Genomic DNA, 12,629 nt, shown 5'->3' on the forward strand with positions numbered 1-12,629 from the left:
TTTTTAAATAATTTCACCCTTTTTAAGTGTGATAACTTGTGTACAGCTTTTAGACCAATCATTACTTATACTAACAACGACCAATGCCCAAGGATTGGAACTGTCCGTCAAAAAATTAATAATTCTATCTACTTCTCCTGTCTCAAAATGCTCTAATGGGTCTTCTAGAATCAACAGTTTTGGCTTGCTAACTATTGCTCTTGCCAAAACAATTTTTTTGGCAACTGTAAATGATATTTGTTTGCCTTCAGGATATAAAACCGTATTTAATCCTTTAGAACTTTCTTTGATAAATTGACTTAAACCAACTTTTTCTATTGCCCATAATAATTGCTCATCTGAGATTTCTACATTACCGAATGTGATATTCTCTCTAATAGTGCCTTCAAAAGGCGTTTCATCCGCAAGTGATAATCCTAATTTAGACCTGTAATGGTTAAGGTTTATATTCTTTAATGAATAATCATCAATAAATACACTCCCAAGTGTGGGTTCAATAACACCTGCAATTAATCTCAATAGACTTGATTTACCAGAACCGCTTTCACCACGCACCAGAATACGACTTTTAGGTTCAATTTTTAATGAAATATTATTGAGTATATGTCTTTCTTTTTGCGGTACTTTATAGACTACATTTTCTAATTCTAACCTAAAATTATCTTTAAATTCAGGCATATCCCCATCTTGCATTTCTATATCTTTATCAACAACCTGACCCATTTTCTCTAAAGACGTCAATACATCATAAAACGATTCTAAGCCAAGAATGAGCTTTTCAACTGAATTGATTACCAATAATATGATGATTTCGGCAGCCACAAACTGACCTATATTCATCTCTTGATTTAATACTAATAACCCACCAATTAGCAAAAGTCCAGCAGTCACAACCACTTTAAATCCAATCATCTGAATAAACTGAATTACAAGAATCCTAAAGTGACTTTCACGAGCTTCTAAATAGTCATTCACCAAATCATCATTCTTATTAATTGCTAAGTTAGTTTTACCCGATAATTTGAAGCTTACAACTGCTCTCGCAACCTCCTGAATCCAATGTGCAACTTTATATTTATGCTTGGACTCTTGTAAACTTGTATCCATACCCTTTTGAGCGGTGAACTTAAATACCACATATATTAGAATAAGTAGTAGAATACCAAAAGCAATAAAAAATGGATGATAAAATGACAACAGTATCAGTGCAAAAATAATTTGCAATACTGCAGAAGGGATATCTACCAATATTTTAGCCAACCCTTTTTGAATATTTAGTGTATCAAAAAAACGATTTGCCAACTCAGGTGGATAGTAATTGCGAAGTTCGTTCATTTTAATTTTAGGGAAACGATATGTAAACTCAAACGACGCTCTTGTAAATATTCGTTGTTGAATTGTCTCAATAATCCGTATTTGCATTAACTGCAAAACACCTACAAATGCAACACCTATTGTTACAAGTATTACCAAAACAATCCAAGATGTAGATACTTGTGCACCTTGTATAAGGTTAATAATGGCTTGTATTCCCAACGGAAGTGTTAATGCCAAAAGACCCGAAAAGATAGCATAGTAAATAACTTGCAATAAATCTTTTTTCTCTAATCGTAAAAGACCGATGAGTCTCTGTAATGGAGACATAATTTCTTTAGTATTATTCATTTTATTATGAAATAGCTTTAATTGTTAATTCCTTAAAGAACTCTGTTGGTGTAATATCCCTATTACAATCCGTTATTGAACTAAAATGTTCTTTAAGGAAATGTTGGTGAAGTGCACCCTCAACTATAGTACTCGCCAAACTTGAAGCATATTTATAATCCTCATTAACATTTGAAATCATGTCACTAAGTCTACTGATAAGTCTTTTATATACCACAAAATACCCTTCTTTGTTTTCACTATCTACCTCTTTTGTTAAGTAAGATTTTGAATACTCATTAATTATAATTTTGTTTAATACCACTTCATTAATATGAGAAAATGCTACATCTTCTTCAATAGTTTTGGTAACAACATCAATAGCTCTATAAAGTTGTTCTTGTTTATCTGGCATATTAAATGTGGCGAATACCAATTGATATTCTATCCATGCCCAATACCAAGACGTCAGATAAAGCAGAAGCTTATGCTTACTTTCAAAATAACGATAGATAGAACTTTCATTAGATCCAATCTTAGTACCTAACTTTTTAAACGTAAAGCTATCGAAGCCAATTTCTTCAATTAATAAAATACTATGTTGAATGATGCGCTTTCCTAAATCAGATGATTCAGGATCTTTTATGTAGATCTTATCTGGAACTTGAATCTTTAAATTGGATAGTAAATTTATCATTATTAAAATATTTGATTGCAAATATAATAGTAATACTATCAATTTTACGTATTTAACAAATATTTAGTATCATAAATAATGATAATGATATTTATAAATAAAATTTATGTATTTAACCTAAAGCCCTGATATTAAAGCCTTTTCTTTGATAAAAATATCGATTTTTGGTAGTCCAGCGATGGCTTTGTTGATCCAGAGTAATGCTTTTGATTTTTCCTTTTTATGCCTATAAATCTGCGCTAAACGATAATAGGCCCATTCTTTAGGCACACCATCCTTAGCAGAATGGTTAGCTAAATAAGCATTAAGGCACTTTTCGCCTTTATCTAATTGAATATTGTAATCCGCACAAACTTTACCTATTTGATAGTGAATGGCATTACGCTGATGGATTTCTTGAGATGCTTCTAAAATACCAATTGCCTTATCAGGTTGATTCTGATTATCATAAAAGTTGGTTAATTTTTCATAACAGGTTACAGAACCACCAACTTTAATAGCCAACCTATAATACTTTTCAGCCAATTCGGGTTCGTCATCATATTCATACACATAACCTTTTGCTAAATAACCATCTACTTTTGATAGCTTTTCGAGTTCATCAGCATATTTCAAAGCTTTAGAAAAACTACCACCAACAATACCTGGTAAAGACACGTATAAATCTACTAAGGCCCAACGTGTGTCAATATGTTTAGGATCTAATTTGGCCGCAGTTAAAAACGAACGTTTTACATCTCCTATAATACCCAACGCCTTAAACTTACTAATACTTTGTGCCTTCATACCCAATGCTCCTCCATATTTGTAATGATAATTTGCATTATTAGGGTTATTATCCCTTAATATTTCGTATTGTTCTATCGCATTGTCCCATTTTTTCTGGTACCCAAAGGAGTCACCCAAAAGTTCAATAGCCTTTTCATCATCAGGATTAGACTTTAGATAATTCTGCATTTCATTTTGGGCGTTCACGAATTTTTTTGTTGAAATAAATATTTCGGCCTTGTCAATAGGACTCTGTGCAAAGCATATTGAGGAAATAAAAAGAAACCAAACATATTTTAACATAACAAAAGGGCTTTCAATCACAAAAATACAATTAAAGTATTAGTCGTAAAATCATAGAATTATAACGATTCGTTTCACTTACAAATTGCTTAACTTCACTCAACGAAATGGTACATTTACTATTTTGTACTGTTTTTGGAATGCCTTTTGAAGGTATTTTGTTGAAAAATAAATCGTACATGAAAAACTATATCTCAATTCTAATGCTAATATGCTTCGCTTCTTTTACAAATGCACAAAACAATAATGACAAGCTATGGAAAGAGGTCTCAAAACTTGAGAGTAAAGGACTTACAAAAAGTGCTTCAGAACTCGTTGATGAAATCTACGCTATTGCAGTTGAGCAAGGGCAAACTCAAGAACGTATTAAAACATTGCTATATAATAGCAAGTACATGCTCATTCTAGAAGAAGAAGCACAGCTAAATATAGTAGATCTTTTTAAAGAGGAAATCGAGAGTACTAAAAACACAGTTGTCAAACATCTGATGGAAAATATGATGGCCACTTTATACTGGCAATATTTTCAACAAAATAGATATCAGTTTTATAACCGCACTACTACTGCTAAAAAAGTCAGTGATGACTTTAGAACATGGGATTTACAGACACTTTTTAATGAAATTCATGACTATTATCAACGGTCTTTAAAAAATGGTCTGCTTTTACAACAAGAGCCACTTGACAAATACAATACTTTAATTATTGAATCTGAAGGTTCCAAAGATTATAGACCTACGCTTTATGATTTACTAAATCATAATGCACTAGAGTTTTATAAAACAGATGAGAATTCAATTACGAAACCCTCATATAAGTTCACCATTGACAATGTTGATTATTTATCAAACAGTGATGATTTCATTAATATAGAATTAAACTCAAAAGACACCTTATCCTTGCAGTTTAATGCTCTTAAAATCTATCAAAATTTATTAAAATTTCATAATAAAAATAAGACATCAAAAGCCTTTGTTAATGCAGATATTGAACGTCTAAGATTTGTAGTGAACAATGCCACATTTAGTGATAAAGAAATTTTACTAAATGAGGTTCTTAATGAAAATGCAGAGGCTTTAAAAACTTCAGAATTATCGGCATTGTATAATTATGAAATAGCAAAACAAAAAAGAAATCTAGGTTTAAAGTTTAATCCAAATTTAAAAAACGGAAGTCCTTACACCGAATACCAATGGCATCTAAAAGAAGCCTATGAGCTATGCAAATCAGTGGTTTTTGCATTTCCTAAAAGTGAAGGTGCAAAAAAGTGTGAAGTTTTAATGCAACGCATTATACAACCAAGTTTCAGGCTTCAAACAGAACAATTTACACCTAATAATTTACCATCTCGAGTATTGGTTAGTTATAAAAATTTAGATGCACTTTCCTTCAACATATATAAAATAGACCAAAAACAATTAAATAGGTATCAACAAATTTATAATCCAAAGGACAAAGCAAAATTCATCAAAAGACTTAAGGCTCTAAAATCTTTTAAAAGTTCATTAAAGACTGTTGGTGATTATCAAGATCACAGCACCGAAATAATTTTACCTAAACTTCCTAACGGACTATATATTGTTGAGGCAAAAACAAATTCTGAAGAAGGTGTATTTGCGACTTCACATATACAGGTCTCAAATTTTGCACTTATTGAAAGCAATACAGATAATATTCATTACTATCAGTTAATTGACAGAAATAATGGTAAGCCAGTCGTTGGTGCTAATATTGAATATTCTTACACCATTAACAACAACCAAAATAATTGGAAAAAGACTTTCACTACTGACATAAATGGCAAGTTTGAGGTAATAAAAGGTAATACCTATCGAAGAGACATAACGATTATAGCAACCAAAGATGGTGAAAGAGCCTATTTTGGCGAGTATTATATGTCAAGAAAACACAGAGAGAATACTGCAAAAGATATTACATACCAAACATATTTATTTACAGACCGCAGCATATACAGACCTGGACAGACAGTTTATTTTAAAGGTATAGTTTCACAAAGAAAAAACGATAAAACAACTGTTGTTGACAATGAATCGATTACAGTTGTATTACAAAATGTTAATGGCGAAAAACTAAATGAATTAGAATTGAAAACCAATGAATTTGGCTCAGTGAAAGGTGAATTCATTTTACCTAATTCTGGATTAACGGGTCAGTTTAGTATCAGATCATTTTCTAATAAAATAGGAAGAGGCTATCAAAGTTTCTCGGTGGAAGAATACAAACGCCCAAAATTTAAACCTGAGTTTAATCCAATTACAGACACCTTTAAAGTAAATGACAGTATAACGGTAAAAGGTAAAGCAGAAGCCTTCGCAGGAAGTAATATTACTAATGCCAAGGTGGTGTATCGTGTAAAACGAATGGTTCGTTACCCAAGATGGTATTATTGGAGAGGACCACATTTTAATTCAGAACCACAAGAAATAACTTTTGGAGCCACCAAAACCAATGATAAAGGTGAGTTTGAGATTACTTTTAAGGCCATACCAGACGAAACAGTTTCTAATAAGAGCCTACCAATATTTAACTATGAGGTTACTGCTGATGTTACTGATATTAATGGCGAAACTCGCAGTACAACTACTATTGTAAATGTGGGTTACCATGCCATGACCCTAAATATCGTTACACCAAAATCTATTGATAAATCAAAAAAAGAAATAGACATAACACTAGAATCTAAAAACCTCAATGGTGAATCTGTCAATTCAATAGGTCTATTAAAAGTTTATAAACTAAAGTCGCCTGAGGGAGTACTTAGAAATAGGCCATGGCCTGCTCCAGATTTTCAGGTAATTCCTAAGGAAGAATTCAAAGCAATATTTCCAAATGATCCATTTAATAACGAACATGATATTAATAATTGGGATAAGGGAGAAGAAGTATTTAATACAACATTCAATACTGAAAAAGACAAATCGATAACTTTAAAAAAGCTAAAAAAATGGAAATCTGGAAAGTATATTATTATTGCTGAAAGTAAGGATCAATTTAACCAAGATGTAAAGGATGAAGTCTTTGTTTCTGTTTATAGTGAGAAGGACAAAACCATAGCAGACCATCAATTGTTTGAAGGTCAGCTAAATCAATCGTCATATAAGCCCAATGAAATGGCCAAACTAACTTTGGGTTCTAGTGCTGAGGAAGTTACCATTACTATAGAAATAGAAAAAGACAAGAAAATAATTGTAACCCATATAGTTGAACTCAACAATTCAAAACAAACCATAAGTATACCTGTTCTAGACAATGACTTAGGAGGATTTGATGTGCATTGTAGTTTTGCATTTGCAAATGAATATATCACACGTTCTTACAAAGTCAATGTACCGTATCCTAAAACAGACTTAGAAATTATTACCCAAACTTTTAGGGACAAACTACAACCTGGCCAAGATGAAACGTGGAGTTTTACTATTAAGGGCCCAAAAAGCGATAAGATTTCTGCAGAATTACTTGCCAGTATGTACGATGCCTCACTAGACGAATTTGCACCACACAATTGGTATTTTAATCCAATAAACAATCCTAATTATTATAGCCGAGTAAATAAGAACTCTAGGAATAGTTTTAGTGTTGAAACTTTTGAATTATTCAATCGCTTTATGACTATTCCAGGGATTAAACCTCAACAATATGATAAGTTAAATTGGTTTGGGTTTTACTTTGGTAATACTGGTTATGCAATGCTTAAAATGCGAGCTCGAGACGGTATTTATCCTGATGCTGTGTCTGCGCCACAAATGACCAATGCATTTATGGTAACTGAAGATGATGAAGCAAATTTAGAAGAAGTTGTAGTTACAGGTTATGGTGTAACAGGTGGAGCCAATAATGAAGAAATAGATATAGAAAGTACATACACAACTTCAGAATTATCTACGATTCAAATCCGTAAAAACTTAAATGAAACGGCCTTCTTCTTTCCGCAATTAAAAACCGACGATGAAGGCAACGTCAGTTTTAACTTTAAAGCTCCAGAGGCTTTAACAAAATGGAAATTGCAATTATTAGCACATACTAAAACATTAGAAAGCACAGTTACACAATTAGAAGCGGTAACACAAAAAGAGTTGATGGTATTACCAAATGCGCCTCGGTTTTTAAGAGAAGGTGATGAAATAATTATCAGCACTAAAATTGCAAACCTTACTGAAAAAGAGTTGTCTGGCGTGGCACAATTATTATTAACTGATCCTATTACCGGGAAATCAATTGATGGCGATTTATCTAACGCTTCTAATGACTTAGGGTTTAAAGTAGATGCAAAAGGCAATACACAAGTTACTTGGAGTATAGAAATACCACAAGGTATACAGGCTGTACAATATAAGGTTATTGCAAAAGCTGGTGACTATAGCGATGGTGAACATAATGCTTTACCAGTTTTAAGCAACAGAATGTTGGTTACAGAAACGCTACCAATGTGGGTGCGCTCTAATGAGACTAGGACTTTTACTTTAGATAAATTAAAAGATAACACCTCAACAACGTTAAGCAACCATAAGTTGACTTTAGAAATGACGTCAAATCCAGCGTGGTATGCCGTACAAGCATTACCGTATTTAATGGAATACCCTTACGATTGTAACGAGCAAACATTTTCGCGCTATTATGCTAATGCATTAGCACAGCACATTGTAAAATCAAATCCAAAAATTGAGGCTGTTTTTAATCAATGGAAATCTTCGGATGCTTTATTATCTAATTTAGAGAAGAATCAAGAACTAAAAAATATACTAGTCCAAGAAACACCATGGTTACGAGATGCACAATCAGAAACAGAACAAAAGAAACGTATCGGTTTACTTTTCGACCTAAATAAAATGAATAATGAGTTGCTGTCTGCCAAGATGAAGTTGCAAAACAATCAATCATCTAGTGGTGCTTGGCCTTGGTTTAATGGCGGTAGAGATAATCGTTACATCACACAACATATTGTGGCAGGTTTTGGGCATTTAAAGCAACTAAAAGTGGACATTCCTCAACATGATGATAACCATGATATGGTATTAAATGCCTTACGCTATTTAGATGCACAATTCATTAAGGAATATAAAGACCTTAAAAAATATAATAAAGACATAGATTTAACAGAAGATCACTTGTCTTATATGCAACTGCATTACATGTATGTGCGTAGTTTTTATCCTGAGGCAAGTACATCAAAAGAGTTAGTTGAGATCTTGTCTTATTATAAAAACCAAATAAAAAAGTATTGGTTAAAAACATCCTTATATGCTAAAGGACTAATGGCATTAACAATGCATAGAATGGATGAAAACAATACTGCATCTAATATTTTGAATTCTTTAAAGGAAAATAGTATAACATCTGATGAACTGGGTATGTATTGGAAAGAAAACACCAACTCCTGGTACTGGCATCAAGCACCAATAGAAACCCAAGCTTTATTAATTGAAGCCTTTTCTGAAATTGATAATGACATTGCTACGATTGATAATTTAAAAATCTGGTTGTTGAAGAACAAACAAACTAACCAGTGGAAAACAACTAAAGCAACTACTGAAGCAGTTTATGCTCTATTAATACAAGGCAGTTCTTGGCTAGATGTAACAGAGATGGTAGATGTACAGGTTGGTGATGAAACTGTTTCTCCTGACAAATTAGAAGATGTAAAGGTTGAAGCTGGCACAGGCTACTATAAAACATCGTGGACAGGAACAAATATAAAACAGAATATGGCTAATGTAACCATAACCAAAAAAGGTGATGGTATTGCTTGGGGTGCTATATACTGGCAATATTTTGAAGATTTAGATAAAATTACTTCAGCAGAGACACCTTTAAAATTAAGTAAGAAACTTTTCTTAAAAACTAACACTGATAAAGGTGAAGAAATCTCTGAAATCACAGATAGTACCTATTTAAAAGTTGGTGACCTCGTAAGAGTGCGCATTGAGTTAAGTACGGATCGCTCTATGGAGTTTATTCACCTCAAGGATATGAGAGCTTCAGGCTTAGAGCCTATCAATGTATTATCTCAATACAAATGGCAAGATGGACTTGGATATTATGAGAGTACCAAAGACGCTTCTACAAACTTTTTTATAGATTATTTACCCAAGGGCGTTTTTGTATTCGAATATGATTTAAGAGTTAATAATGCAGGTGACATGAGTAATGGTATAAGCACCATTCAGTCCATGTATGCACCTGAGTTTAGTAGCCATAGCGAAGGGGTTAGAATTAATATCCAATAATTAAACACACATTAGTGCTTGGATACAAATAAGCATCTGAAAATAAATTTTGTAACTTGTATTACACTAACTAAATAATTATTTGATATGAATTCAAAAGTTTTTACGGTTCTAAGAATCTTACTTGGAATCTTTGTCCTAGTATTTGGGATTAACAAATTTGCAAATTTCTTGCCGATGCCAGAACTTAGTGAAGAAGCAGGTGCCTACTTTGGTGCACTTTCAAGTTCAAAAACACTAATGCTAGTTGCCATTGTAGAAATTGTTGCAGGATTAGCTTTAATCTTCGATAAATTTGGAGCACTTTTCGCTCTTATTTTAATGAGTGTTTCAATAAATGCATTTCTATTCCATGCTGTTTTAGACCCAGGAGGAATTGGTGGAGCAGTTGTGCTACTGATATTAAATATTGCAGTAATTATAGGTTATATGGAAAAATATAAACCGATGTTGAAATAATAGAAAACAAAAAAGAGGCCTAATTGTGCCTCTTTTTTTAATATTTACTACGCAGTATTATCGATTATAGGCCTGTTCACTTATCCAATGAAATCCTCGACTATTAAGAATAAAATCATCTTTATCATATCGTTTTGTAAATCCTTGAATTGTGTCTCCTTTAAAAATAAAATTAAAGTCTAAGCCAGTACTATCTATTTTTTTATAATTGAAATAAAAACTTTCGTCTTGTTTTCCCCATCTGGTAAACTTTAATCTATTTTCTACTAAACTGTCTTTTTCAATTCCATAATACTTTGGGTAAGAGGCTTGAAAAGTACGTACTTGTAATGACCCTTCCCATTGTACAGCAATGGATTTCCACAACTTTTCATTTTTATAGTCAGTTAGAGTATCACCATTTATTACAAAATCGGTTACCTCATAAATTCCGTATAAATCTGGTTTTGGTGCTTTTGTACCATATAGCTTTTGAGCATCAAGTGTATCAATGAACCCATATATAAACACATACCCAAGTAATAATCCTTTTAAACTATTCATTGCAATTTTTAAACTCCTTTTATAATGAGGTCTTTTGATAAACTTGAGCTTCGTTTTAATATCTGTAAAAAAGAATGAGGTTAATCTTTTGATGTTTGGTAATAATAAGAATAAAGTCATAATGACCAAATGTGTCGAAACTATTTTTACAGGTATATCATAAAAATAGTTGACTGCCATAATATTCATTGCCGTCATTAAGGTTAAAAAGGCACCAAAAATCATTGTCCTCCTAAACAGTAGCAACCCAGCTAATAGTTCCGCTATTCCCATAAATAAATTATAACCTTTAGAAAAACCTAAAAATGTCCATGCCAGTCCCATAGGTGATGATTCACCATACGGTTCAATAAGCCTATAAGGTCCGGGATTAGGGAACTGTAATTGAATTACCTTGGAAAACCCATAATTAATCAGCATAAACCCAACATAGTAGCGAATACCAGTTGTTAGCCAATAATAGAGTTTTGAATAATTATCACGTTTGCGGTCAATTACAGACCATACCAATGTACATAATAAAGCTATGCAGACTATACAAAACATTACAAGAAAATCGTAAGTAGTATCACCGCTACCTGTCATTCCAATAAATACAGGTTCACTCAAATTAAATAAATGCTCTCCTAACCATGGAATAAATTCTCTAGTCCATTTTAAGGGTATTTCAAATATATCATACCAAAAGGGGAAAGTACTATTGTTTTGAAAGGCTATAAACAGGAAGAAATAAACAAATGAAAACCTGAATCCTATTTTTTCAAATAAAGACCAAGATGGTTGATTAATAGATGTCATAATGAAATTTAGGTTTTTTATTTATCTAATACGCTTTGTAATTAGTGCTAATTGCCCCATATGATTAGCTTGATGCTCCATAACATGAAACCAAGCCCAATGATTACTCATATTTTCATTTTTTTTCTTAAACCAATCATCATCTTTACTCTTCAAGAGTTTCTTGGTATTGGCTCTTACTTCATCATATATTTTAAGATAAAAGTCAATAGGTCTATTTTTAAACTCTTGCCTAGCCTTTTCGCCTAAATTTAAGGCTGTCTCCCACTTCATTTTTTCTTCTGAATTAAATCCTCTTCCTTCAAAAGTATAGACTTGATAATATGCCTCAGTTGCTGCTAAATGATATATTATTGCTCCAGGAGAATTTGCATTGTCATCTAACAAGAAATCTGTTCCTTCTTGATCTAAATTAACCACATGTCTTTCCACTCGACCTTTAAGATTATCAAGCATTGATATCATATTACCAATATCATTTGTAAAACCCCTTGGAGGTTTAACTACCATCTGAGCAGTTGATAATGAAATTGAAAAAATAAACAGAAATGTAGCTGAGAGAATTTTAGTTGTCATAATTTGAATTGATTTGTTTCAATAAATATAACAACAAAACGCAGCTGTTTATTTTGATTAACAGTAGATTAACTTATTTTTTAGGCGGATATTTTTTAAATATTTTTTCTGCAAGAGCGTGAAAATGTTCTTCCCTATTCTCAGGAGTATCATTTGGTTTATAGTACGATTCACTAATTGCCTTCCAAATTAATTCTTCACTTTCCTTGAGATCTACAAAATCTATAACTATTTGTCTAGCAAGCTGGTTACCTCCAACAGGGACACCAACAGAAATTGCCCCACCAACATTACTACCCGTTCCACCTACTCCAACACCTATACTTGAGTTAGTACTTTTTTGAACAACTTGACTACTTATATCAATATAAAAATCTGCATTTTCCTTACGGTCTAAGCCTAGTCTTGTTAGTTGCGAATCTATTGCTTTAATTATACGTTTTTGATCAAAAACATTTAAGCCTGTTTCCATATCATCAAAATAATTATAGCTGTTGTATTTTGAGAAGTCAGTTGATTCTTCGTAATCATACGAAACTAATGGCCCACAAGATGCAACCATTAGAAAAACTAGTAGGTATTTAAAAACTTTCATT

8 protein-coding genes are annotated in these 12,629 nt (G+C 32.3%); 2 read left to right on the forward strand and 6 right to left on the reverse strand.

Features of this window, described 5'->3' with window-relative positions:
* Positions 1-3: 3 nt before the first annotated feature.
* From ACFWV9_RS14845 to ACFWV9_RS14855, 3 genes are all read right to left on the reverse strand, one after another.
* Positions 4-1,665 carry a peptidase domain-containing ABC transporter gene (locus ACFWV9_RS14845; protein WP_411896015.1) on the reverse strand — a complete coding sequence of 554 codons (1,662 nt, stop codon included), beginning with the start codon at positions 1,663-1,665 and terminating at the stop codon, positions 4-6.
* 4 nt (positions 1,666-1,669) lie between these two features.
* A complete protein-coding gene (locus ACFWV9_RS14850; protein WP_411896016.1) occupies positions 1,670-2,341 on the reverse strand; it encodes a TetR/AcrR family transcriptional regulator in 672 nt (223 codons plus the stop codon).
* A 117-nt stretch (positions 2,342-2,458) separates the two neighbouring features.
* On the reverse strand, positions 2,459-3,412 hold the full coding sequence (locus ACFWV9_RS14855; RefSeq protein WP_411896017.1) for a tetratricopeptide repeat protein: 954 nt from the start codon (positions 3,410-3,412) through the stop codon (positions 2,459-2,461).
* A 179-nt stretch (positions 3,413-3,591) separates the two neighbouring features.
* Here ACFWV9_RS14855 and ACFWV9_RS14860 point away from each other — a divergent pair, with 179 nt between their 5' ends.
* Together ACFWV9_RS14860 and ACFWV9_RS14865 are read left to right on the forward strand one after the other, a co-directional pair.
* The gene (locus ACFWV9_RS14860; protein ID WP_411896018.1) at positions 3,592-9,657 is read left to right on the forward strand and encodes an alpha-2-macroglobulin family protein; all 6,066 of its coding nucleotides are present in this window, start codon (positions 3,592-3,594) and stop codon (positions 9,655-9,657) included.
* An 87-nt stretch (positions 9,658-9,744) separates the two neighbouring features.
* On the forward strand, positions 9,745-10,116 hold the full coding sequence (locus tag ACFWV9_RS14865) for a DoxX family membrane protein (protein ID WP_411896019.1): 372 nt from the start codon (positions 9,745-9,747) through the stop codon (positions 10,114-10,116).
* 57 nt (positions 10,117-10,173) lie between these two features.
* Here ACFWV9_RS14865 and ACFWV9_RS14870 read toward each other — a convergent pair whose 3' ends face one another.
* The 3 genes from ACFWV9_RS14870 to ACFWV9_RS14880 form a co-directional block, all read right to left on the reverse strand.
* The gene (locus ACFWV9_RS14870) at positions 10,174-11,457 is read right to left on the reverse strand and encodes a hypothetical protein (protein ID WP_411896020.1); all 1,284 of its coding nucleotides are present in this window, start codon (positions 11,455-11,457) and stop codon (positions 10,174-10,176) included.
* Positions 11,458-11,478: 21 nt separating this feature from the next.
* Entirely contained in the window at positions 11,479-12,033 is a 555-nt protein-coding gene (locus ACFWV9_RS14875; protein WP_411896021.1) for a DUF664 domain-containing protein, read from the reverse strand.
* 73 nt (positions 12,034-12,106) lie between these two features.
* On the reverse strand, positions 12,107-12,628 hold the full coding sequence (locus ACFWV9_RS14880; protein ID WP_411896022.1) for a DUF4136 domain-containing protein: 522 nt from the start codon (positions 12,626-12,628) through the stop codon (positions 12,107-12,109).
* Between the last annotated feature and the right edge of the window lies 1 nt (position 12,629).

The sequence above is a fragment of the Winogradskyella sp. A2 genome (assembly GCF_046762865.1).
Lineage (GTDB): Bacteria > Bacteroidota > Bacteroidia > Flavobacteriales > Flavobacteriaceae > Winogradskyella.